The sequence below is a fragment of the Candidatus Cloacimonadota bacterium genome (assembly GCA_020532085.1).
GTDB lineage: Bacteria > Cloacimonadota > Cloacimonadia > Cloacimonadales > Cloacimonadaceae > Syntrophosphaera.
In genome coordinates this window covers 159,761-185,204 of the sequence record JAJBAV010000001.1, presented here as the reverse complement: position 1 = coordinate 185,204, position 25,444 = coordinate 159,761, and the positions used below count along the sequence as shown (strand labels likewise).

16 protein-coding genes are annotated in these 25,444 nt (G+C 58.6%); 6 read left to right on the top strand and 10 right to left on the bottom strand.

The annotated features are described in order from the left end of the window. Position 1 precedes the first annotated feature (1 nt). The 3 genes from LHW45_00720 (at position 2) to LHW45_00710 (ending at position 5,354) form a co-directional block, all read left to right on the top strand. Positions 2-2,260: a hypothetical protein gene (locus tag LHW45_00720; protein ID MCB5284108.1), complete on the top strand. Its 2,259-nt coding sequence runs from the start codon at positions 2-4 to the stop codon at positions 2,258-2,260. A gap of 112 nt (positions 2,261-2,372) precedes the next feature. After that, positions 2,373-4,082 carry a Flp pilus assembly complex ATPase component TadA gene (tadA, locus tag LHW45_00715; protein ID MCB5284107.1) on the top strand — a complete coding sequence of 570 codons (1,710 nt, stop codon included), beginning with the start codon at positions 2,373-2,375 and terminating at the stop codon, positions 4,080-4,082. Positions 4,083-4,100: 18 nt separating this feature from the next. Continuing rightward, positions 4,101-5,354, top strand: a complete 1,254-nt coding sequence (locus LHW45_00710) for a type II secretion system F family protein (GenBank protein ID MCB5284106.1) — start codon at positions 4,101-4,103, stop codon at positions 5,352-5,354. Between the two features lie 348 nt (positions 5,355-5,702). Here the strand turns inward: LHW45_00710 and LHW45_00705 are convergent, their stop codons facing one another. Then, entirely contained in the window at positions 5,703-7,802 is a 2,100-nt protein-coding gene (locus LHW45_00705; protein ID MCB5284105.1) for a M3 family metallopeptidase, read from the bottom strand. Positions 7,803-8,937: 1,135 nt separating this feature from the next. Between LHW45_00705 and LHW45_00700 the strand changes: the two genes are divergently transcribed. Then, positions 8,938-12,210 (top strand): lamin tail domain-containing protein, encoded by a 3,273-nt coding sequence (locus LHW45_00700; GenBank protein ID MCB5284104.1) that lies wholly within the window; start codon positions 8,938-8,940, stop codon positions 12,208-12,210. A gap of 2,030 nt (positions 12,211-14,240) precedes the next feature. Further along, the gene (locus tag LHW45_00695) at positions 14,241-14,393 is read left to right on the top strand and encodes a hypothetical protein (protein MCB5284103.1); all 153 of its coding nucleotides are present in this window, start codon (positions 14,241-14,243) and stop codon (positions 14,391-14,393) included. 363 nt (positions 14,394-14,756) lie between these two features. On the opposite strand, the gene mce is transcribed toward LHW45_00695, so the two are convergent. The 9 genes from mce to LHW45_00650 all read right to left on the bottom strand — a co-directional run bounded on the left by mce (position 14,757) and on the right by LHW45_00650 (position 24,807). Continuing rightward, positions 14,757-15,173 carry a methylmalonyl-CoA epimerase gene (gene mce / locus LHW45_00690; GenBank protein ID MCB5284102.1) on the bottom strand — a complete coding sequence of 139 codons (417 nt, stop codon included), beginning with the start codon at positions 15,171-15,173 and terminating at the stop codon, positions 14,757-14,759. Positions 15,174-15,177: 4 nt separating this feature from the next. Further along, positions 15,178-15,726 (bottom strand): 2-oxoacid:acceptor oxidoreductase family protein, encoded by a 549-nt coding sequence (locus LHW45_00685; protein ID MCB5284101.1) that lies wholly within the window; start codon positions 15,724-15,726, stop codon positions 15,178-15,180. After that, complete coding sequence (locus tag LHW45_00680) at positions 15,723-16,565, bottom strand: 2-oxoacid:ferredoxin oxidoreductase subunit beta (protein ID MCB5284100.1); 843 nt, start codon at positions 16,563-16,565, stop codon at positions 15,723-15,725. The genes LHW45_00685 and LHW45_00680 overlap by 4 nt, the downstream gene beginning before the upstream one ends. Before the next feature lie 2 nt (positions 16,566-16,567). Continuing rightward, entirely contained in the window at positions 16,568-17,686 is a 1,119-nt protein-coding gene (locus LHW45_00675; protein ID MCB5284099.1) for a 2-oxoacid:acceptor oxidoreductase subunit alpha, read from the bottom strand. Positions 17,687-17,810: 124 nt separating this feature from the next. Further along, positions 17,811-17,963, bottom strand: coding sequence for a 4Fe-4S binding protein (locus LHW45_00670; GenBank protein ID MCB5284098.1), 153 nt, complete (start codon positions 17,961-17,963; stop codon positions 17,811-17,813). A 192-nt stretch (positions 17,964-18,155) separates the two neighbouring features. Continuing rightward, entirely contained in the window at positions 18,156-19,376 is a 1,221-nt protein-coding gene (locus LHW45_00665; protein MCB5284097.1) for a PLP-dependent aminotransferase family protein, read from the bottom strand. A gap of 27 nt (positions 19,377-19,403) precedes the next feature. Next, positions 19,404-19,694 (bottom strand): hypothetical protein, encoded by a 291-nt coding sequence (locus LHW45_00660; GenBank protein MCB5284096.1) that lies wholly within the window; start codon positions 19,692-19,694, stop codon positions 19,404-19,406. Positions 19,695-19,809: 115 nt separating this feature from the next. After that, positions 19,810-20,790, bottom strand: coding sequence for a lipoate--protein ligase (locus LHW45_00655; GenBank protein ID MCB5284095.1), 981 nt, complete (start codon positions 20,788-20,790; stop codon positions 19,810-19,812). Positions 20,791-20,946: 156 nt separating this feature from the next. Next, positions 20,947-24,807, bottom strand: coding sequence for a T9SS type A sorting domain-containing protein (locus tag LHW45_00650; protein MCB5284094.1), 3,861 nt, complete (start codon positions 24,805-24,807; stop codon positions 20,947-20,949). 139 nt (positions 24,808-24,946) lie between these two features. Here LHW45_00650 and LHW45_00645 point away from each other — a divergent pair, with 139 nt between their 5' ends. Next, positions 24,947-25,351: a pyridoxamine 5'-phosphate oxidase family protein gene (locus LHW45_00645; GenBank protein ID MCB5284093.1), complete on the top strand. Its 405-nt coding sequence runs from the start codon at positions 24,947-24,949 to the stop codon at positions 25,349-25,351. Positions 25,352-25,444 lie beyond the last annotated feature (93 nt).

Below are 25,444 nucleotides of genomic sequence, written 5' to 3'. Positions count from 1 at the left end.
CATGAAGAAGTTTAAAAACCTTTTACCCCTTTTAACCCTGCTGGTGATTGCACTGGCGGTTTTCTCATCCTGCGACCGGCGCTTGCCGCCGCCCACCGGTGGCCCTTCCACCGATCCCAATGAAATGAGGGTCATCACCAAGATCTCGGCCTCCCCGGATACCATTTATGCCGACAACAACATCACCTATTCCGACGTCAGCGTAACCGTGAAAAACGGGGAAGGTTTCGGCGTGCCCTCGCAGATCGTGAATTTCCGCACGGACCGGGGACGCATCCTGGCCGCGGTTTCCACCGACAGCAGCGGCGTGGCGACCACCACCTTCTGGGATGATGGAGAAAACGGCCTGGCCACCATAACGGCCGTGGTGCGTAACTATTCCGACACCGACACCAATGTGCTCGCCGCCGCCGATACTGCCGAAGTGCAGGTCTTCATCGACGAAGTGCCCCAGGTCGAGAGTGTCACCCTGAACTTCCTTTCTCAGGCCAATCCCTACCCCATGAACGTGATGCAGACCACCGAGATCAACGCCATGGCGATGAACGTTTTGGGCAATCCTGTCCCGGACAACACCCTGATCACATTTTCCTGTACCATGGGCAGGTTCGTGGACGACGCCGGCAACGTGCTTGGAGTTTCAATGGTGGGAAAAACAATTAATGGCCGCGCCTACATGAAATACAATGCCGGGGCGGTGGCCACCACCACACCGGGAGTGGATAATGCCTTCGTAACGGCAACCATAGGCAATGTGAGCAGCACCCGGGAAGTGCTGATCAGGCCCGGAAGTCCCTTCACGATTGGGCTGCAGTCCTTTGTGGAGGTGGATGGCGAGCTGATCGAAGCAGACACCAGCTTCGTGGCCAGCCCCAACCACATCTTCATGCGCGCCACCCTGAACGATCCCCACGGCAACCCCTGCCAGATCAAGCCGGTGCGCTTTGAAACGGACCTGGGCACCTTTGTCAACACCACCCAGTCCGTTACCATCAACACCGACACCATGGGTGAAGCCCAGGTGCGCTTTACGCCTGGCCTCACGGCCGGCGCGGCCACCATCAAGGCCTTTGCCAACAACGACACCCTGCAAACCCAGCTGATCTTCAACGTAACTTCCGACGACATCCACTCCATCTCCTTCACCCAGGAAAACCAGATCGAGCTCGATGTTGCCAACACCGGCGGCGACGAGTCAGCCATCCTCAGGGTGAAGCTGAAAGACATCAACGGCAACCTGATCGATTCTCCGCAGGACGTGTATTTCCGCATCATGAACACCACGCCTCCCGAAGGGGCCAACCTGAATAACTATCCCGTGGGGGACAGCGTGCTGGTGGTATCCACCGGAGGCGAAGCCCAGATCTCGGTAAACAGCGGCACTCAATCAGGGATCCTGATCATCAGGGCTTCCTGCACCTCCGGCAGCGGCAGATGGGTGCGCGCCACCAAGGCCAACATCCTCATCCAGGCCGGGCCGCCGGCAGAGGTGATCCCCTCCATCGGCCTCTTCAATACGGGTGAAAACATGGGCGGCGGGCTCTGGCGCGTCATTGCCCAGGCCGTGGTCAAAGATGTTTACGGCAACTCGGTCGGGAACAACACTTCGGTGTTCTTTGAGCTCATCAACAACATTACCAACTGCCAGATAGGCGCCAACGCCTACACGGGCAATGTGAGCGTGGATGAAGACTCCTTGGCCGGAGTGGCTTTCACCACCATCACCTACTCGGGCATCTACACCTACGACTGGATCACCATCCGGGCCAGCACCGGCGCCATGCAGGGTGAAGGCGTGGACGGCTATGCCACCGTGCAGCTGCCGCTCAACGATCCCCGCTTCGAGATTCAGGCCGTGCCTGCCTCGCTGATCTTTGGCGACACCGCGCCCGACTGGAAATCCGCTGATATCTACGCCGTGCTCACCGATGGACAGGGAGCGCCTGTGGGCAATGCGTCCATCATGCTGCTCTGCACCAAGGGGCAGTTTGTGTCCATACCGGGATTCAACAACAACTACCCGGCTGATCCCAATTGGAAGATCATTACCGACGACGGGAGTTACGGCACCGGCGAATACGCCGGCTGGGCCTGGGGACAGATCCGCTATCACCGGCTGGAGTGTCCCGCCGGCGATCCCATGACCCAAACCCCCGGCCAGACCAGCGGCATCATCATCGGCCGCATCCTGGGCACCAACGTAACGGCGGAAACGAACGTCGCGCTCTACCGCTACTGGACGCCCAATCCCCCGTTCTAAATACTTGGCCCTTTGTGCGGAGGCGGCCCCGGCCGTCTCCGCCGTCCGGGCTTCAAAAAGATAGCGCCAAAGGCTGCCAAACCGGTTCGAATACACCATAAGGAAGATTTAAATGACATATAACCCGCAGTTTGCCCGCTTCGGCGAGATCGTGGTCCACGAAGGCCACGCCACCGAGGATCAGGTCAAAGAAGCTCTCATCAAGCAGACCAATTTCGGCCTCAAGATCGGTGAGACCATGATCAAGCTTGGCCACATCACCGAGTCCCAGCTGCTTTCCGTGCTGAACATGCAGCTTGGCTACGAGATCGCCAGGGAAAATGAACTGATGGACCTGGACCTCGACGTGGTCAGAATGATCCCGGAACCCTACGCCAACCAAAACCGCGTGATCGCCCTGCGTGAGGACGCCGACGGTGTGGTTGTGGCCATGGCCGATCCCGATGACCTCACCGTGTTGGACAGCCTCAAGAAGATCCTGGGCAAAAACGTGAAGCCCAAGCTGATCTCAGAAACCGCGCTGCACGATACCATCGAAAAGCACTATAAGAGCATCCGCACCACCTCCGAGGTGGAGGACGCCGTGGGCGGCTTCGATTTTGTGGCCATGGACGACGACGAGAACGAGATCACCATCGCCTCCGCTTCCGGAGAAGCCGACGCCCCCATCGTAAAACTTTTGAACCTCATCATCAACGAAGCGATCAAGTCCAACGCCACCGACATCCACATCGAGCCCCTGGTGAAAAACACCCGCGTGCGCTACCGTGTGGACGGAGCCCTGCGCGAAGTGATGACCCCGCCCATCGGCATGCACCCGGGCCTGATCTCGCTGGTGAAAGTGATGTCCAAGCTGAACATAGCGGAACGCCGCCTGCCCCAGGATGGCCACATCGCCCTTAAAACCTCGCTCAAGAGCGTGGACGTGCGTGTATCCATCACTCCCACCGTGCTGGGCGAAAAGGTGGTGATGCGTCTTCTGGACAAGGGTGAGTTCGGCTTCAAGCTGGGCACCCTCGGTTTCGAACAGGAAGACATGGACATCTTCACCCGCATCATCCGCCGCCCTTACGGGATCATCATCGTTTCCGGCCCCACCGGCAGCGGCAAATCCACCTCGCTCCACGCCGCCCTCAAGGAGATCGAGGATGTGGAAACCAACATCATCACCGTGGAAGACCCGGTGGAATATCGCCTGGAAGGCATCACCCAGATCGAGACCAAGGAACAGATCGGCCTCACCTTCGGTTCCGCCCTCCGCTCCGTGCTGCGCCAGGACCCGGATATCGTGCTCATCGGTGAGATCCGCGACGAGGAAACCGCCGACATCGCCATCAAGTTTTCCCTCACCGGCCATCTGGTTTTTTCCACCCTGCACGCCAACGACGCCGCCTCCACCGTCACCCGTCTCATCGACATCGGCATCAAGCCCTACCTGGTGGGGTCCTCGCTCAGCCTGGTGATGGCCCAGCGTCTTGTGCGCAAGATCTGCTCCTACTGCGTTACGGACTACAAACCCACCGAGCAGGAGATCAGCGATTGCGGCCTCACCCCCGAGGAAGCGGCCAAGATCAACTTCAAGATAGGCCGCGGCTGCGTGCACTGCGACAATACCGGTTTCTCCGGCCGCACCGGCATTTTCGAGCTGCTTACGGTCAACCCTGAGATCCGCAGCATCATCTATGACGGCGGCAACCAGGACCTGGTTCGCGATGCCGCCCTCCGCGCCGGCATGCGCACTCTGCACGATGCCGCCATGGCCAAGATGGTCAAAGGTGTCACAACCATCCGCGAAGTCATCAAGATGACCATCGTGGACTAATTTCGAAAGGTTCAGCCAATGCCGAATTTTGCCTATATCATCAAGGACGCCAAGGGCGCCAGGGTCGAGGGTATCCTTAAAGCCGATTCCCTGGACCAGGCCGTGGACAAACTGGCCAAGGAAGGCAGCACCATCATCTCGGTGAAAGCCGCCTCCGAAGGCGCTTTCAAGGGCAAGATGTCCCTCTCCGACAAGATCATGCTCTCCATCTACAAATGGCGCACGGGAGTTTCCCTCAAAACCCTGGTCTTCTTCACCCGCCAGCTCTCCACCATGTTCTCCGCCGGCCTCACCATCGAGAAATCCATCACCGATCTGGAAAAGGCTGAAAAGAACGCCAAATTCGCCAAGGTATTGCGGCGCCTTTCCGACGATATCCGCAAAGGTTATTCGCTCTCCGAATCCATGGAACAGCATCCCGGCGTGTTCAACCCCCTCTATGTGGCGCTGGTCAAGGCCGGCGAGGTTTCCGGTACCTTGCATACCATTCTGGATGAGCTTTCAGATTATCTGGAAAAGATCGAAGACACCCGCCGCAAAGTGCGCTCCGCCATGGCTTATCCCATCTTCATCCTCATCTTCCTGGCCATCGTGGTCTGGTTCCTGTTCTACTACGTGGTGCCCATGTTCGCTGAAGTCTATGAGGGCTTCGACGCCGAGCTGCCCGTGCCCACCCAGATCGCCATCGCCATCAGCAATTTCATCACCAACAACGTGTTTCTGGCCATCCTCGCCGTGCTCGGCGTGATCGTGTCCCTGTGGGTGATCAACCTCACCGACAAGGGCCGCTACGTTTGGGACAGCATCAAGCTGAAACTGCCGGTCTTCGGCGGAGTTACCGTAAACTCCATCATGAGCAAATTCTCGCGCACCTTCTCCATCCTCATGGCCGCCGGAGTGCCCATCATGGATACCATGGAACTCACCGAAAACGTGGTGCAGAACGCCGTGATCGAAGGCGGCATCCGCCGCGCCCGGGTGATGGTGAAGGAAGGCTACGGCGTGGCCAACGCCTTTCGTCGCACCGGGCTCTTTCCCCCCACCCTGCTGCAGATGATCGGCACCGGTGAGGAAACCGGCGACATGGACAAGCTGCTCGGCAAGGCCGCCCAGTTCTACGAAAAGCTGGTGGACGCCGTGATCGAGCGCCTCACTTCGCTCATCGAGCCCATCCTCATCATCATCATGGCCGCCGTGGTCGGCAGCATTATCGTGGTGATCTACCTGCCCATCTTCAGCCTCGGCGAAGCGATGACCCAAGGCATCAAATAATCCATTCAACCAAAATGTCTTGCAAGGCCGGGTACTCCCCGGCTTTTTTGTTTGCCAAACTTCGCTCTCCTCTTCGCCAGTTTGATCCGCGTCATGCTCATGTCCTGCAGCCGGTTTTGGTCTCCGGGCCGGGGGTGGCAATTCTCATTGATCATCGTTCTGTCGCGTTACGAGGGGTTTCGTTTGCTGCGCTCACTCCACACCCTCGCTATCATTCTGTCGCCCTCACGGGCTGCACCCACTTGGTTTGAAAGAGGGCCAATTGATTGAATTGATAAACTGTCTCTCCGGCCGCCAAGAAAAAACGCCGGCGAAATCACCGGCGTTTCATCACTGACTGGCAGGGGCTCAGGCTGGAGTGGGGATCAGTCCGTCGCGCCTCAGCAGGGCATCGGGGTCCGGTTTGCGTCCCCGGAAGGCCACAAAGAGGTCCATGGGGTGGAAGGCGTTGCCGCGGGCCAGGATGTATTTGTGGAAGGCCTCGCTCACCTCGGGGTTGAAGATGCCTTTTTCCTGGAAGAGGCTCCAGGCGTCGGCTTCCAGCGCTTCAGCCCATTTATAGGAATAGTAGCCGGCGGAATAGCCTCCGGCAAAGATGTGCGCGAAGGCGCAGGAGATGTTTGCCCCCTCGATCGGAGGCACGATCTGGAAGCGCGCGGTGGCCTGTTTCTCAAAGGCGTCCACGTCCGTGATCTTGCTGGGATGGGTGGTGTGCCAGGCCAGGTCCAGCATGGCGTAGCGCAGCTGGTTGATATTGGCCAGGCCCGCCTGGAAGTTCTTGGCGGCGATCACCTTGTCCAGCAGTTCCTTGGGCAGTGCTTCCCCGGTTTCATGGTGCTTGGCGAAGAGGTTCAGCGCTTCTTCCTCCAGCAGCCAGTTTTCCATGATCTGGCTGGGGAGTTCCACAAAGTCCCAGAGCACGCTGGTGCCGGAAAGGCCCTGGTAATGGCCGTCCGCCAGCAGGCTGTGCAGCGCGTGGCCAAATTCATGGAAAACGGTGCGCGCTTCGTCCAGGCGCAGCAGCGAGGGTTGGTCTGCCGTGGAGGGGGTCAGCGAGGCCACGATGGCCACGTGCGGACGGCGCAGGCCGTCGGAGTGCAGCCCCTGTCCTTGGAAGGAGGTCTGCCAGGCCCCGCCGCGCTTGGTGTCGCGCGGGAAGAGGTCCATGTACATCAGGCCCATGAACTCGCCGGCCCGGTCATAAACTTCCCAGGTCGTCACATCCTTGTGCCAGGTGGGAATGTCGGTCACCTGCTTCACTTCGATGCCGTAGATGTGCCTGGCCACCGTGAAGAGGCCTGCCAGCACGTTTTCCACCTTGAACCAGGGGCGCAGTTCCTCCGGATCGTAGGCGTAGCGGGCTTCCTTGAGCTTGTTGGAATAGTAGCTCATGTCCCAGGGCTGAAAATCCGTGATGCCATCTGTCTCTCGGGCGAAATCCACCACTTCCTGGTATTCTTGCTTGGCGGCGGGATAGGCCACGCTGTAGATCTTTTCCAAAAACTCCGTGGCGGTCTGCACGGATTCCGCCATGCGGTCGGAGAGCACATAGTCCGCGTGGGTGGGGAAGCCCAGCAGGTCTGCCCGCTGTTGCCGCAGTTCCAGGCTGCGTTTGATCAGCTCCTGGTTGTCAAAATCGTCTTTGAAAGCGCGCGAGGCATAGGCCGTCTGGCTCTGGCGGCGCAGTTCGCGGTTCTGGCAATAGGTGAGCAGCGGCACCATGCTGGAAGGCTGCAGGTTGAAGAGCCAGCCGCCCTCCTTGCCTTTCACCTTGGCCAGATGCGCCGCGCCGGCCAGCACGCCGGCAGGCATGCCTTCCACGTCGGCGGGAGCGGTGACGTGCAGTTCCCAGGCGTTGGTGGCGTTCAGCACGTTGTCGGAAAATTGGGGTGACAGTTTGGAAGATTCCATCGCGATGGCGGTGAGTTTTTGCTTGTCTTCCTCGTTCAGCAGCGCTCCGCCGCGGATGAAGCCTTTGTAAGCCCGGTCGGTCAGGCGAAAGCGTTCCGCCCGCTTCAGCGCCTCGCGGTCGTCCAGATCCTTCGGCAGCTCAGGTTTCGGGCGTCCCTCCACCTCTTGCTCCCAGACCTTTTTCACCCGCGCGAAGATCGCTTCGTCGGTGGCGATGCTGCTGTTGAACTGGGCCAGCAGCGGTGAGATCTGCTGCGCCAAAGCCTTGAACTCCGCGTCGGATTCGGCGGAAAGCAGGTTGAAATAGATCCCGGCCACCCTGTCCAGCTGTTCGCCGCTTAGCTCCAAAGCCAGGATGGTGTTCTCAAAGTCAGGCGTGGCGGGGTTGCTCTTCAGCGCCTCGATCTCCGCCCGCGCGGTGTTCAGGGTTTCCTCGATCGCCGGCATGAAGTGCCCGGTCTTGATCTCGTCGAAGGGAATGGCCTGCAAACGGTGCCCGCTTTTTGGCCTCAACAGGGGATTGGTGGATTGTGTCATCTGGATGTCCTTTTCATTATTGTCATTTACGTACACGATAATCCAAAGCCCCCGCCCTGTCAATCCGTTTTTGACTCCGGCCGGGCTGTTCGATTGCCTTACGCCCCTGCGCGCAGGAACCCGGCGCTTTGGCGTCAGCTTTAAGAAAAATACATTGACGGATATCCGCGCCCGTGAGATTTTGCCTATTGGGGGAAACTGCCCCCGCTTGTTGACGCAACCGCATTTTTTCATATTGTGTTATGGCTTGGCCAGGGGCCGCCGCCCCGCCAAATCCCTGGTTATTTTGTTTCAATATCTGCAACGCTGCCGGTCAGAGACCCCGGCAACACTAGATTTTAATGACTTAAGCAAGGAGATGAACATGCTTAAAAGAAATCTGATCTTCATGATCCTGCTCTTATTGGTAGGGTCAATGAGCGCAAATCTTCTGTTCGAAGAAAACTTTACCGGGACACCGGGGAACACCTTGACTACTTATGGTTGGACGGCGCACAGCGGTTCGGGAAGCAATCCCGGGCAGATAGGCACTGAAAATCTGACCTACACTGGTTACACTCCTGCATCGGGATATAGTGCGGAAACAGTGTTTACGGGAACTACATCCGCCGAAGATGTCCACAAGTCATTTGGGGCACAAACCTCCGGCACTGTTTACGTTTCCCTTTTGGTGAAAGTGCCCACCACAACAAATGCCAGCAGCGATTATTTCTTTCATCTTGCACCAGAAACAATCGGAACCGATTTCAAGGGCAGAATTTTCTGGAAAAAGGATCCGGCTGGTAGCAACATAGCATTTGGACTGGCAAAGGCAGTGAATGCTGCTGCGGCTGCCTATACTGGATTCAACTATCAATTTGACACGACTTATCTCATAGTGATGAGATATGACATTATCACGGGTACAGCAAATGACGTGGTCAGTCTGTGGATAAATCCCGCAACTGGTTCAGAGCCTGCCGCGGATCTTTCCGCTCCGGACGTGACAGGAACCGATATTGGCAATGTAGGCTCCGTAGCGATTCGGCAAGGAAATCCCACTTCTCCGATCAAGATCGACGGAATCAGGGTAGGAACGACCTGGACGGACTTGTTTGGCAGCACCGGTAATATACCACCCAGCATTACTTCAATTGTGCAAACCCCCTCCATCGATATTCAGGCCACAACCACCGTCTCAGTTTCCGCGGACGTTACAGATTCCGACGGAACGGTATCCCTGGTCCAGTTGAAATGGGGAACCACCACCGGCACCTATCCCAACACGATCAACATGGCCGTGGGCACAGCCCCCACCTACACCACAGTGAGCAACATCCTGGCCCAACCAGCCGGAACCACTGTCTATTACGTGGTCTATGCCGTGGATGACGACACGGACTCATCCACTTCTTCCGAGCGCAGCTACACCGTGATCGCGCCCGCCACCACCACCATTCCCTACACCGAGGACTTCTCCGCCGGTTGGGGCGACACCTACAGATACGACGTGGCCGGCACCCATCCCTGGTATGTTTACAACAGTGACAACGCTTCCTGCAACGGTTACGGCAGCACCCTGGAAGAGCACTGGCTGGTCCTGCCCGCCATCAATTTCAACAACTACACCCAGGAAAGGATGACCTTCAACACCATCGCCACCTTTGGTGTGATCGATGCCAACAACTATCTCAATCTGATGTATTCCAGCAACTACTCAGGCCTTGGCGACCCCAGTTCAGCCACCTGGACACCGATCCCCTTCACCAATGGCGGCGTTGGCGGCGGCGAAACCCCCTCCGGCGTGCTGGACCTCTCAGGCATCTCCGGCACCAATGTCTATCTGGCCTTCAAGTACTATTCCACCGACAATCCCTCCCGCTGGGAACTTGACGACATCAACATCTATATTGCCAGCGTTCCGGTGATCACGGCCGCTCCGGCCACCCTTACGGGCTTCACCTATGAAGGCACCGGTCCTTCCGCCGCCCAGACCTTCACCGTCAGCGGCGCGGACCTGACTGCCGACATCGTCCTAACGGCACCCACCAACTACGAGATCTCCCTCAGCGAAACCTCGGGTTACGTCTCACCGCTAACCCTCACCCAGACTGGCGGCACAGTTGCTGCCACCACCATCTACGCGCGCCTGAAATCCGGCCTGGCCGTTGGCGAATACAACAACGAGGTGATCAACATCACTTCCACCGGCGCTGCCCCCCAAACCGTCACCTGCAGCGGTGAAGTAACCGCTCCTCCGCCTCCGGACGCCCCAGTCGCACTGGACGCCACCAACGTGGGCGGGACCAGCTTCACAGCCAATTGGTCTGCCGTGACCGGAGCCACCGGCTACTATCTGGATGTTTACACTGTGGGAGGAGCGGCTGCCACCGATTTGATCATTTCGGAATATGTCGAAGGTACCAGCTACAGGAAAGGCCTGGAAATCTACAATGGAACAGGGACGGCGGTCGACTTGGCCAACTATTCACTGATGAAGCAGACCAATGGTGCTGGGGATTTTGGCAATGAATTGGTCCTGAGCGGTACCTTGCCAAACAACGACGTTTACGTGATCGCCTATTCCAGTGAAAGCGCTGGGGATTACATCATTGGCGATTATGTCGACCTCTACACATCAAGTTCAGCGGTCAATTACAACGGCAATGATGCTATTGCGCTTTACAACACTGGCGTCCAGACCGATGTGGTTGGCATTGTCAATCAGGTTACCCCCGATTGGGGAAAGGACGTCACCCTGGTCAGGAAATCCACTATAACTATGCCCACGGCCTCCTATTCAATCGATGATTGGGATGTCTATGACGTCAACACGCTGGATTACCTCGGTTACCACCTGATGGGCTCCATCAACTACGTGACCGGCTACCAGAACCTAGACGTGGGCAACGTTACCACCTATCCCGTTACCGAACTCACCGCCGGAACCACCTATTATTACGTGGTGCGGGCCTACAATTCCAATGGGACCAGCGACAACTCCAACCCCATCAGCGTGACCGTGGGCGCGGAAATTGCCCTGACAGTGATCAACGAAGCCGAACTGATCAACATCCCAGGCTACCCCTCAGATGAATATTCCACCTATCAGGTGGTGGGAAACTATCTGAGCGCTCCGATCACAGTCACAGCCCCGGAACACTTCGAAGTTTCAACGGCCACGGACACCGGCTATGCCCCAAGCATTGAACTGGCCTACAACTTCAATGGGAACATCTACGTGAGGATCAATTCCTTGGTGGTGGGGGAACACTCCGGTGTATTGACCCTCTCCAGCGATGGCGCGATGGATGAAACCGCTCAGTTGATCGGCGAAACAGTTGAACCTCCCATCACTTGGAACATCACCGAGAACCTTACTGCCTTCTCCCATGAGGTGGGAACGCCTTCCGCTTATCAGAGCTACACTCTGAGCGCGACCGGCGCTTATTCCAGCTCCACTCTTGACCTTACGGTGGACGGACCCTTCGAGATCAGCTCCTCCGCTTCCGGACCCTGGTCCGCCACTCTCGAACTGGCCTACAACTTCAATGGCAGCGTGTATGTGCGCATGAATTCCAGCGTGGCCGGCAATTTCACCGGATCCATCCTGCATGAGACCACCGACGCCAGCCCTGCCACCATCGACCTGGAAGGAACCGCCACTCCGCCTGCCGGCAACTTCGCCAGCGACCTCTTCTTCTCCGAATACATCGAAGGCTCCAGCAACAACAAGGCCATCGAGATCTTCAACGGCACCGGCGCGGCAGTTGATTTGAGCAACTACTCGGTCAAGCTCTACGCGAACGGAGTAACATCCCCCCCTACCTCCACCTACACCGCTCCAACAGGCACAACACTTGCCCACGGAGAGGTTTGGGTGATCGCCAACGCGTCAGCCAACGCCGAGATACTGGCCATTGCCGACATCACCCACGGAGTTGCCAACTACAACGGCGACGACGCTCTGGAACTGATCAACAATGGCACTGCCGCCACCATCGACATCTTCGGCTGCATCGGTGAAGATCCCGGAACCGAGTGGGGCACCGAACCTGAATGGACCATCAACAAGACCATGGTCCGCAACTGCGCTGTCACCGGCGGCGTGACCGTCAATCCCGCTTCCGGCTTCCCCACCCTCACCACTGAATGGACCTTCTACGATATCGACACCATCAGCTATCTGGGCAGCCACGTCTTCTGTCCCGGCGGCGGCGACCTCGATACCCCAGTGGTGCAGATCATCCAGGCCGGCGGGACCATCACCCTCAGCTGGGACGCCATCATCGGCGCCACCTACTACGAGATCTGGTCCGCCAGCGATCCCTACGGCACCTACACCCTCGCCGAAGCTAATTGGACCGGCACAACCTGGAGCGAAACCTCCGCTGTGATGAAGTTCTACAAGGTGATCGCCAAGAACTAACTAACTTATAATACAACAAGATAAGCATACCCGGGAGTCCGCTCCCGGGTTTTGTTTTTGGCTCTGATTCAAACCAAGTGGGTGCAGCCCGTGAGGGCGGCAGAATGATAGCGAGGGTGTGGAGGCGCGGCTTCAGCCGCGGCGGAACCCCTCGTGCACCGTCCAGATCAACCCTGCTTTCCAAGTCCAGCGCCCATCCCCCCAAAACGCGCCGCGTTTCCGGGGTGGGAAGCTGGCAATGTTCATTATTCATCGATCTGTCGCGTTACGAGGGGCTTACGCGCCCTCGCTATGATCTATCGCCCTCCGGGCTGCTGGCTGGATGATCGCTTCCACCCTCTCGGTTTGAATGGAAACCTTGTCTTGCCCTTTGCCCTCTCCCATACGCCTCCCGCTAACCTCCCGCTGAGTTCCCGCCTGTTGGGCGGGAAGTCAGGGGGAAGTTCATGGGAAGTGAATGGGATGCGGTTTGGGGGGTGTTTTGAGGTATTGGAGTGGTGGGGTGGCGTCGGGGTGGAGGTTTGGCGGGGTGGAGTGGTGGCGCCTCACAGGAGTCACAGACGTCCCCGTATGTGAAGCTTCGGAGAAGCTTGTCTTTGGGTTCTGAAAGGCCCTCTGGGCCTTGGCTCGGGGTCCTCGCGGACGAGCACAGCGAGTTCGAGGTGTGAATGGCGGGGATGTCTGCCACTCCATTTGTTACGATGGGGACGTCTGCCACTCCATTTTTGTGGTCGACGGGGACGTCGACCTTCCGTGGAGCCCATTTGAATACGCTATGGTTACGTCATTCCGGGACGACGCAGTCGGGCCCGGAATCCAGACGGTCCGGGTAATGCCCTGGAAGGGTGTCGGTCCAGACAGCGTCTGGAGCGACCCCGCATTTGCCTGGTATCGGTTGGCTATTCCCGCAAGGCTTGGACCCGTTTGTCCGGAGGACAGCAGACGGAAGGCGGTGGCTTCAGCCACCGTACACCGCCCGGGGACCGACCCCCAAATAGACGATGTCCGGTGCTTTCAAGCACCGGCAATACACCCGGTGATTCGCCCTCTACGGCCTCCGGAGGTCGCGTTTACGGCCTTTTCACTGGATACAGGAGGATGGCGTCAGCCGGCGGTTGAAACCGCCGGAGATCGTCTCTCCCTCGCCGCTGAGGCCCGGGAACGGTGGCTGAAGCCACCGCCTTCCGTCTTTTCCCGCGGGGGCTTGGGTTTCGGTTCTGAAAGGCCCTCCGGGCCTTGGCTCGGGGTCCTCGCGGACGAGCACAGCGAGTTCGAGGTGTGAATGGCGGGGATGTCTGCCACTCCATTTTTGTGGTCGACGGGGACGTCGACCTTCCGGAGAGGGGATGCCATCTCAATTTGATTTTTGATAGCATTTTGCCGGTTCCTATCTTGAATCCTATCAGAACCCTTTAGCAGAGAGGGTTTAGGGTATATAAAGCACAGAAATCGGCCTCTCCTCCCCCGCCGCCGGAAGGCTGAAAACAGAGGTTTTTTCTACCCTGACCCCAGATCTTGGAACCTACCCCAGACCCTGGAACCTGATCCAGGACCTGGACTCATGGCCAGGATCCAGGACACGCTGGAGGAAGTGAAAAGTGAGGATGCTGAGCTTGTATCTATATAGTAATAGTAAAATATATAATAATATAATAAATATATAATATAACTATATATAGATTAATAAGATATAGCATTAGCGGCTATATACACTCTACCTTGTCAGCCCTTCCGCCGGGGAGGGAGGAGAAGGCTTTTTTTGTGCTTTATATACCCTAAAACCGCTCTGCTAAAGGGTTCTGATAGGATCCAGAATAGGAACCGCCCAGTGTTTCCAAACCCAAAATCCAGCTCTCTTTCAAATCGAGTGAGGACAGCCTAAGCTGCATTTCGGGCGTTCTCACCTGAATACATCACCGTTGCGTCATTCCGGATGTTCTCACCCGAATACTCCACCGCTACGTCATTCCGGGTCGACAAAGTAGCGCCCGGAATCCAGACGGTCCGGGTAATGCCCTGGGGAGGTGTCGATGCAGACTGCGTCTGGATCGACCCCGCATTTGCCTGTGTCCGGGATGGGCTATTCCCGCCAGGCCTGGATTCGATTCACCCCACCGGCCAACAAGTTGTCCGGCGAGGACCCCGACGGATCTCCGGCGCTGAAGCACCTGCGTCCGGAATGACGTGCGTTTGGGGTTGGGCGGTGGTTGTTTCTGGATTCCGGGGCCCCCACCCCGGAATGACACCCAGTCCGGCTCTTCAGGTGATAACGCCTGGATTGGTGAAGTGCTCCCGAAGAATTGACAGGACAAGGCCTGGATTCCGGATCTCCGGCGCTGAAGCACCTGCGTCCGGAATGACGTGCGTTTGAGGCGGGGAGAGGGATGTTCAGCTGTAGTCGATGCTCGTTCCTCTCTCGACGCCAGCTAGCTCGACGCTAGCCTCCGCCCGGAATGACGGGCTTTATATCCGGCACAGGAAAAGGCCGGCGCTGAGGCCGGCCTGGATATCAGTTCCCGGAGTCAAAAAACCGCCGGGCTGGGGATTTATTTCTCTTCTTTGGGCTGTGCTTCCTGGCAGAATTCGATCAGCACGCCGAGGCTGGATTTGGGATGCAGGAAGGCGATATCGGCATGGTGGGCCCCGGGGCGGGGTTCTTTGTCGATGAGGCGGATGCCGCTGTCTTCAGCTTCCAGCAATGCTTCGGGCAGATCGTCCACGGCGAAGGCGATGTGTTGGATCCCCTCGCCTTTCTTTTCCAGGAATCTGGCGATGGGGCTGTCTTCGGAGGTGGGGGCCAGCAATTCGATGCGGGTGTCGCCGCAGGGAAAGAAAGCCACTTTCACCATCTGGGAGGGCACTTCCTCGGTGCCTTCGAGGGTGAGGCCCAGCTTTTCATAGAAGGCGATGCCTTCGTCCAGGTCCTTGACCGCGATGCCGATGTGGGAGATATGTTTGATCATGGGGTCATTTCCCGTAGTTTTTGGCCAGCTCGAAGCCGAGGTCCATGGCCTTGAGATTCAGCTCCACGAAGGCTGGTTTCACGGTTTCGGAGATGGATTGCTTCAGCGAGGCTTCCTTCACGATGCCGGTAACCTTCACCAGGAATGCCAGAGAGAGGATGTTCGTGGTGATGGGGCTGCCCAGCTTGGCGATGGCGATCTCGGTGAAGTTGAGCTCATAGGTGTTTTCCGCGGCGAGGGCGAGGTTTTTCACGTAGGTGGTATCGATGATGAGGATGCCGCCTTCGCTGAGGTCGAAGAGATATTTGTCGCAGGCTTCCTGGGTGAGGGCCAGGAGGCAGTTGAAGCTGGTGGCTTCGGGGAAGTAGATCTCCTCGTCGCTGATGATCACGTCCGCGCGGGAAGAGCCACCGCGGGATTCGGGGCCGTAGCTCTGGGTTTGGGTAACGCGGCGTTTGTCCAGCACGGCGGCGCGGGCGAGGATGATTCCGGCCAGGATGAGTCCCTGTCCGCCGCTTCCGGATAGGCGGACCTCGTAGCTGCGGGTCTTCATTTGTCACCTCCCATGGCCTGGACGCGTTTCACGAGGTCGGCGTATTGGGCGGTGAATTCCGGCCGGACTTGCTTGCGCAGGACGCCGCGGATGATCTTGCCCTCCACCTTTTCCGGGGGAAGTTTTTCCACCGCGGCCAGGGGCACGGAGTTGTCGCGCATTTCCTTCATCATTTCCGGGGCGCCGCCTTTTTTGTTCAGGCGCCCGAAGATCACGGGGCAGGCGCTAACGATCTCGATGAGGGCGAAGCCGGGATGTTCGATGGCCTCTTTCACCATGTTTTGGGTTTCCTGGGTGTGGTAAGCCGTGGTGCGGGCCACATAGCTGGCTCCGGCGCCGAGGGCGAGTTCGCAGATGTTGAAATCCGGCTCGATGTTGCCGTAGGGCGCGGTGGTGGCAATGGCCTCGTGGGGGGTGGTGGGCGAGCACTGGCCGCCGGTCATGCCGTAGATGTTGTTGTTCACCAGGATCACGGTGAGGTCGATGTTGCGGCGGGCGGCGTGGATCAGATGGTTGCCGCCGATGGCGGTGCAGTCGCCGTCACCGGTGACCACGATCACCTTCAGATGCGGCTTGTGCAGCTTCACCCCGGTGGCGTAGGCGATGGAGCGCCCGTGCAGCGTGTGCAGGGTGTTGAAATCCACATACACCGGCATGCGCGAGGAGCAGCCGATGCCGGAGACCATCACGATGTCGTCGCGGTCGATATCCATTCCGGCCAGGGCGCGGATGATGGAGCCCAGCACGATGCCGTTGGAGCAGCCGGCGCACCAGACGTGGGGGAATTTCTTGTCGTGGCGCAGGTATTCGTGGATTATTCTTTGCGGTACGTTGGCCATGATTACATTCCCTCCTTCATTTTTCTCAGGATGTCCTGGGGTGAGATCAGTTTTCCGTTCACGCGCTGGATCTTGATCAGTTTGCTGTCGCTGCGGTCTTTCACCAGGCGCTCGATCTCGCGGACGAGCTGGCCCTGGTTGAGTTCCGGCACCACCACGATGTCCACGTCGCGCAGCATTTTGCGCACCGCGTCATCCGGGAAAGGCCAGATGGTGAGAGGACGCAGCAGGCCCACCTTGATGCCTTCGTGACGGGCCATGGCCACGGCCGCTTTGGCGGCGCGGGCTGTGATCCCGGCTGCGAAGATGGCGATCTTGGCGTCTTCCATCTCATAGCTTTCGATCTGCACCAGGTCGCGGATGTTGTAGGTGATCTTTTTGCGCAGGCGGTCCATCATATCCGCGGCTTCAGTGGGCTTGTTGGTGGGAAATCCCAGCTGGTCGTGGGTGAGGCCGGTCACGTGGAACCTGTAGCCGTCGCCGTAGCTGGCCAGGGGGGAGAGGTATTTCTGGTTTTCGTCGTAATGTTTGTACCAGTGAGGCGGCACGGTGGGTTTGATGCGCGAGATCACGCGCACGTTGGCCAGATCCGGCAACCGCACGGCTTCACGCATGTGGCCCAAAACCTCGTCCAACAGCAGGATCACGCAGGTGCGGTATTTTTCAGAGAGGTTTACGGCGCGGATGGTGAGCTCGTAGCATTCCTTCACGCTGTCCGGATAAAGAACGATGGCCGGGCTGTCGCCGTGGCTGCCCCAGCGGGATTGCTGGATCTCGCCCTGGGCGCAGCTGGTGGGCATGCCGGTGGAGGGGCCGACCCTCTGGACGTTCACCACCACGCAGGGCGTTTCGGTGATCTTGGCAAAGCCGATGCCTTCCTGCATCAGCGAAAAGCCGGGACCGGAGGTGGCGGTGAGGGATTTCGCGCCGGCCAAAGAAGCGCCGGTGATGGCGCAGATGCTGGCGATCTCGTCTTCCATCTGCACAAAGACGCCGCCGCGCTTGGGGAGCTCGGTGGCCAGGATCTCGGCGATCTCGGTGGAAGGGGTGATCGGATAGCCGGCAAAGAAGTTGCAGCCGGCATCCAGAGCGCCGTAGGACACAGCTTCGTTACCCTGCATCAGCACGGTTTTGCGTTCGCGGGTGGCCTGCAATTCCTCGAGCTTGGTTTCGGCCTTGGGGGGCTTGGGCGCGGCTTTTGGAGCGGGTTTGGTGATAGTTGGCTTTTTCGGCATGAAGCTCTCCTCAACGGTCTTTGGCGCCAGTGATGGCGAAATCGGGGCAGAGACGGTCGCAGGTCTCGCAGTGGATGCATTTTTCCGGCGCGGCCACGTAGGGTGAGCCGTCGGCTTTGCGGCCCAGACAGCCGGTGGGCAAAAGGCGACGCAGATGCCGCACTTCTTGCACCAGTTGTAATAGATCAGAACGGGGGAATCGTCGTCGCCGGGAGCCTTGACTTCGGTGAGCTCCACCTCCATCTTTTCCAGCGCGTCTTCTTCCCTGATGATCATGCCCATGCGGTCTTTTTCGACTTTTTTAGGCACTTTTCCTCCAGGTTGTATATTTTTCATTTCAAGTCTTGGAAAGGGTTCAGGACTTTTTGGCCAGAACCTGTTTGTAAAAGCTTCCCAGGCGTTTGCAGCCCTCGCGGTTGTTCTCCTCGGATTCGTAGGAGAAATTGAGGCGCATGGTGTTTTGGCCCTTGCCGTCGCAGAAGAACGAGGTGCCGGCCACGTAGGCCACCTTTTGCTCTTTGATGCAATCCAGCAGCAGGGCATTGGTGTCGATGCCCTCGGGGCCGTAGGCCATCAGGAAGAGGCCTCCCTGGGGCTTGATCCAGGTGAATTCCTCAGGCATGAATTCCTGCAGGGAATCCAGCATCACTTTCTGCTTGGCCTTGTACATGGCGCGGATCTGGTCCAGCTTGGGATCCAGGAAACCCTGTTCGATGTAGCGGGCGGCGATGCGCTGGGTGAAGGGCGGGGTGCAGAGGTCGGTGGCCTGCTTGGCCACGACGATCTTGTCCAGAACGTCAGGATGGCCGATCACCCAGCCGATGCGGAAACCGGGGCAGAAGATCTTGGAGAAGGTGCCCAGCAGGATCACCTGGCCGCTGCCGTCCAATTCGTAGAGGGTGGGCTGGTCTTCGCCTTCATAGCGCAGCTCTCGGTAGGGGCTGTCTTCCAGGATCAGGATGTCGTGGCGGTGGGCGATGTCGATGATCTCGCGGCGGCGCCTGGCGCTCATGGTCATCCCGGCGGGGTTTTGGAAATCCGGGATCACATAGATGAATTTCGGTTTTTTGCCCCGGGCGATGGCTTCTTTGATCCGTGTTTCCATGATCTCAGGGATTTCGCCCTCGTCGTCCATCGGAATGCCGATCATGTCCGCGCCGTAGGAGTTGAAAGCGCTCAGTCCGCCCAGGTAGGAGGGCAGGCCCACGATGATGGTGTCGCCGCGGTCGATGAAGATCTTGGCGATGAGGTCCAGCGCCTGCTGGGAGGCGGTGGTGATGATCATGTTGTCGATGCTCAGGTCAAAGCCGGCTTTCTTGTAGCGGTCCACCATCAGGGTGCGCAGCAGGGTGTCGCCTTCCGTGGCGCCATATTGCAGCGCGTAGGCGGCTTCGGTATCCATCACTTCGGCGATGATGCCTTTCAGCTCTTCCACGGGGAAGGTGGCCGGGGCGGGAAAGCCTCCGGAAAACGAGATCAGGCCGGGCTGGCCCAGATACTTCAGCAGCTCGCGGATGGCGGAGCGCTTCATTCCTTTGACGTTGGTCGAGAGAATTTCTTGCAGGTCGGTGATCATGATGATCCTCCAGCTGTTTATTTTTTGTTATTTTTCTTCGTAAACCAGTACTTTCTTGTTCGCCTTGCGCCATTCGCGGTAGGCGCTCTTTACCTCGAGCTCCCACACTATGCGTTTGTCGTTGTCCTCAAAGGTGACCACGTCCATGTAGAAAGTACGCTTGTTTTTGCCCAGAAAGCTTTTGCGGGGAAACTCCACCACGATCTCGCCATCGATGTTGAGGATGGTGATCTCGTTCAGGAAAACGCCGTCGGCGATCTCCATGATGGCGCGGGCTTCCACGCTGCCCGTCTGCACGTCGCGAAAATGTATGTTCATTAAAACTCCAATCTTAAGTTGAACCGCATTAAAAAAGGCAGGCCTTATTGGTCAAGGTTTTTTTTGGCGTTGGAAAAGCAGGGCTCAGGGCCTGGAACCCGCTTTGAGGAAGGGTTCAGATCAGCCCTGGCAAGAGGTCGGTGCTGGTGGCCGGGCCGAAAAATTCTTCCAGGGGAAGGGCATCCAGGGCCTGGCGCAGTTCTTTTTCGCGGTGGGGGAGGCCGGTGAGGGCGGCTTCAAACTCCGCGACGTCGCGGTTGCCGAAGAAATCGCCAAAGACCTTCAGAGCGGTCACGCGGCCGTGGTGGACGTCGGCGTGGAACTCGATGGTGCCGGCGGCGCAGCGGACCGCCTGCACGTGGTTGTAAGCCGGGGAGCGGCCGAAATTCCAATCCCAGCTGTCATATTTATCCCTGGCCAAGGCCAGGATGGCGGCTTCCTCGGCTGGGCTGAACGAGTGGGCGCGGGCTTCGGGATGCATCTTCAGCACCTCGGCCTGCACCAGGCGGATGAAGTCCTCCAGCGGCAGCGGCCGGGGCAGATGCTCGCTGAGATTCGTCACGCGGCTGGAAACCGATTTCACCGCTTTGTCGCGGAATTTGAGGGGATTGGCTTTCAGGGCGGCGCTCAGGTCTCCGATGTGGCTCAGGAAGAGGATGGTGCCGTGCTGCTGAATCTTGTTTTTGTAAACCGCGCGGGCGTTGCCGGAAAACTTCAGGCCCTTTACGGTGAGGTCGTTGCGCCCTTCCAGGCGGGCGTCCACACCAAGTTCACGCAGCACGGCCAGCACCGGCGCGGTGTATTTGGCAAAACCACTCTCCTCGTCGGCCGAGCGGTTCATGATGAAGCTGAAGTTGAGGTTGCCCAGGTCGTGCCAAACGGTTCCGCCGCCGGTGAGGCGGCGCACCACGGGAATGGCGCGCTCCATCACCCAGGGCAGGTTGATCTCCGCCAGGGCGTTCTGGTTGCGGCCCACAATGATCGAGGGCGCGTTGCGGTAGAGCAGGAACACGTCCTCTTCAAAGCTCTGCAGGATGTATTCCTCGCTGGCGATGTTGAAGGGCGCCCAGTGGCTGGAGCTGACTATGAGCAGCATGGCCGGCCTAAAGGGCGGACTCGGGTTTGGGATATTTATCCCACTTGGTGTTCATCGGGCATGGTCCTCTGGCAGCGCGTTTTGCGCTTATTTATAGTGCGATCAGATGCTGATCCCAAACCAGGATTTTCGCGGGGCCTTGGTTGTCAATGGCGATCAGTATTTTACCAGCCTGAGGGTTTGGCTGCCTGTGTCGGCTTTGATCCTGAGCAAATAGATCCCTGCGGGCAGGTTCTCGCCCCGGCTGTTCCGGCCGTCCCAGCTTAAGGCCGCCTCGCCGATGGCCAAGTTGCCAAGATCCCGCACTTTCTGCCCCCGCAGGTTGTACACGGCGCCGCTGAGTTGCGTGGTCTTTACAGCTGAAAGATCGATCCGCAACCCATCCCGGAAGGGATTGGGGTAAATGCCGATCTGGTAAGATTTGCATGCGTTTGGCCGCTCCGGATCGTGGTTGCGGATCCTGATTTGGCCAAAATGCGTTCCGGCCGCGGGAGGATCGATCCACCAGGCTTGTCCCTGCTGCAGCGTGAAGCTCTGGCCAAAAAGGGCCAGCTCGGCGCTGTAACCCTGTGGCAGGCAAGAGTTTTCCCACTCCAGCCGCAGGGGCCGCTGATCGCTCAGCTCCAGCTGAATATCCCAAAGCTTCTCCGCCTGATTGTAAAAGGGGTAGAGGCCCCGGTACTCGCTCTGCAGCACATGCGTGGCACCGCTTTGGGGATCTGGCAGCCGCAAAGCCAGCCTGTAGGACAGATCGGGGAAGGCCGGAGCTTTGGGCAGGTCGAAGGTGGGGTCATAAGCTTCGCTGCTCAGGTCGGCGGTACCCAGTTGCACCGCGTCTCCGGAGTTGTATCCATCTGAGATGCTTAAGGATACGCTCCATTGCGGGGGTGGATTCAGGGCTTCTCCCGTATAATATTGGGGATCGAATGTTACCGCGCAGGGCGCGCTTGAAATGTAATGCACAAAGGCCGCCGCGCCAGGCGGGATCGCGTCCGCTATCCTGAAGCCGGCTTGGTCGTGGAGCTGGGCTCCCGGTGTGAGCAAGTTTTCGGCCACCATCTGCGCGTAGCTTTTCTGGCTGCCGTCGTGGCTGAAAACCAGGTTTTTAAGCTGGTGGCTGTGATAATGGGGATTGGCCAGCAGATTCCAGCCCTGATGCAGGTTCAGGGATATGGGCGCGGTGGGTATTTGCACCGGCAGCGAAACCTGGAAGGCCTGCGGATGGCGGACCAGGAAGCCCTGCGTGCCGTTCAGGCTCGTTTGTGGCTGCCACTGGGCGTCCGCTCCCCAGATCCAGGCGGTGGCGGAACCACCCAGAAATTCGCTGACCGGCAGACAGGACCCGGCCTGGGGGAAACTGAGCAGGCTGTAGCCCGGAGTTTGCTGATAGACAATGTTTTGGGGCAGGATGCTGAAGCGCTGGCTGGAATATTGCAGCAGTGTGCCACCGTCGGTTAGATGCAGCAGCACCAGCAGGCGGGCGCCGCTGATCAGTTCCTGCGCGAGCCAGGGCCAGTCGGTGATCTGCGGTGGCAGGCCCGAGCCCAGGGCCAGGGAATCATGTTCCGCGCAGAGCCAGAGGTCAACGCTTTCCACCCGCTGGCGGTTGAGCACCTCGTAGTGCAGGTTCAATTCATCCCCCTGCCAAACGAAAAGGTCCGGCGCGGGATTGAAGGACACCCGGGGCGGTTGTTTGCCCCAATGCAGCTGGAAATCCTGCCAGCCGGTCTGGGTGTTCAGCCAGCTGTAAGCCCCCGAGCGCAGATCGTGCCAGCGGTCTCTCTGGACGTCGTGGAGCAGAAGGTCGTCGCCGGCCAGCAGCAGCGCTTCATCCGCGGCCAGATGCAGCAACATGCCGGTGTGCTGGCTGCGGCAGCTGAGGTCCCAGCGTTTGCAACCGGCATTGGGATCAAAGGCGGCGCGAACATCCCGCGTGAAGATCATATAATCGTTCTCCGGCCGCAGAAAGGTTCCCAGCTTCAACTGCCCCGAACCAGACGCCTCATACTGGTCCAGGGGATCGGAGCCGTCCAGCGCCAGGGGGTTGCCTCCGAAACTGAAGGTTTTGTTCTGCAAGTGGTCAATATCGCTCAGGATCAGCGACCACAGGGGATTGGGGCTCACGCTCTGCGTCTGCCAGTAATATGCCTCATAATCTCCCACATATTCCGCGCTGACCTGATAGTGGTAGATCCCGCCGTTGCAGAGCAGGGTGTCCTGATAGCTGTAAATCCCTTCCGGGTTTGGCCGCAGGCCCAGGTTCCAGGCCCAGGATGCGATCAATTCAGGACCCGCGTTACCCTCAGCCCGGTGAATGTTGAAGCCCAGCGCGCTGCTGTTATTGGCGGCGAAATTCAGGTCAATCACCCCGTCTCCGGCGGTGGCCGTGAATTCCGTGATGGGTGTACCCAGTTTCCAGATCTTTAGTTCCCGGCTGCGGGGGCTGTGATTTCCGTGTTTGTCCCGGGCTTGCACGCTTAGATAGTAAAGGCGCTCGCCTGCGCCAAGATTCAGGCTGAATGTCTTGCGGTTCTGCCAGGCCAGTTCAGAGTTGGTGTGGCGGTCGAGCACCCGGCTTTGCCAGGCTCCGTCCTGCTCCCAGCGCAGGTTCAGCACATAGCTGTCGAAATCGTAGCTGTAGCTGCGGTCCCAGCCGATCTCGGCTTCGTTACCGTAAAGCGAGGTCAGACGGAGGTTTTCCGGATTTGTAGGCCCCGTGCCGTCATCCAGGATCAGCATGCTGTCGATCACCGCGTGCAGCGCGTCCAGCCAGGGGTTGAAGAACTCCGTGAAGCGGGCGTAACGCTGGGACGTGTCCCAGGTTCCGGTTTCGTAATCATAGCCGTAAAACCAGTTCCACCAGCCGGTTTCCAGGTCATAGCACTTGGGCAGTTCATCCATCTCCACATGCAGAAAGGGCGAATAGACATCGTAGAGATTTTGCTGCTGTGTGAAGAGCATCTGCCGGTTGAATTCCGCTCCCGGCAGGTCCGAGTTGTAGGGCAGCGTAACGCTCTCGCCGTCATGCAGATAGATGACCGGATCGGATGAGGACTGGTTCACACAGTAAAAATCGAGGATGTCCACCTCGTTGTGTTCGCCCAGGGAATTGGCGGGATGCACCAGCCAGGGCGTGTGGTTGATCAGGTCGTGCCGGGCGCGGGAATTGTCGCGGAGGGGCAAGGCCGGCCAATTACGCCCGTTTCCAGCGGAAAGCATCACGTTGGGCCGACCCTGGTATTTGTACCAGTCGTAAGAATGGATTTGCAGCGAAAATTCCGTTTTATCGGTGAGGCCGCGGATCTGCTCGCAGGCGTGCTGGTAGAAGACGTTGAAGGCATGATTTGCGCAGCGCGAGGGATCGCTGATCGACTGGTTGTTGCTGTTGTAGGGAGGAAAGTAGGCAACCTCGCGGCCGGCGCCGGCGATCAGCAGGAAGCGCGCGTCCAGCTTGTAAAAGGCTTCCAGCGAGAACACCGGCGTGGGGTAGTCGTCGCAGGGATGCGGCGCGGTGATCACGATGGGGCGGCTGGACCAGGGATCATATAGGTAGAGGCCCCAGCCATGGTCGAAACTGCCGATCTCGTCATCCGCGGGGTCGGCGGTGCCGTTGGTATCGATGTCGTCGTTCAGAAACTCCCTCAGCATCAAGAGGTTGCGGCCGCTGTCCAGGTCCTGGAAATTCACCACCTGATAGCGGAAACCATAATGTCTGATCTTGGCCTGCGCGCTGTCCAGATCCAAAGCCAGAAAGTCTTCCACCACCAGCCCCCAGAGGTACAGCTCAGCCTCGGTGGGGATGAGGTAATCGCCAAAAGAGTTGTTCTGCTCTTCCCAGGGCGCGTAAACGTTCAGCCCGGACACCTGGCCCTCGGAGATGTGGCTCACCCAGTTGTCGTAGCCGCAGGCGGGCTCCGAGCCATACAGAAATCCACGCAAAGAGCCCACTTCCGTGATCACGGAACCCAGGCCGCTGAGGCTCAGCAGCAGGATGGCGAGGCAGATGATACGGGGCACGGGCGTCTCCTGGCAAGTATATTTCAACAATTTCACCTTTTCTCCCCGGCCGCCGCGAATGTCAAGCAATATGTTCGGAAGAAGATTCGCTTGACAGCGACGGGCGGCCGCGCAGGCTTAACCCACATTGGGAGAGATCATGAACATCAGCATCCTCGACACCCTGAAACCCACGCAGATGGTCCACCTGGCCACCTGCGCAGGCAACGAGCCGCGCCTGCGGCCCATGACCCTGATCGCCAAAGGGCGCCGGCTCTTTCTGGCCACCGGTTCCACGGACAACAAGAGCGCCCAGATCGCCGCCAACCCCAACGCGGAATTCTGCCTGTATTACTCTGCGGAAGCCGGTTCCGGCTACTTGCGGGGCCGGGGCAGGTTGCTCCGGGTGGACGATCTCAGGCGGGAGATAGCGGATTTCGCGCCCTTCATCTACGCTTACTGGAAGGATGCCGCCGACCCGGATTTCCGCCTTTACGAACTGGAACTTCGCCAGCTGCGCTATCTGCAGCCCGGCAAAATGCACGAGGAAGTTCTGGAACTCTGATCCCGCCCCGGCAGGGATCCACCTGCGCCCCGTCGCCGGCGGAAGCTCTTTTCAGCTTGCCAGAAACCGCTTTGCCCTTAGTATATCAGTAAC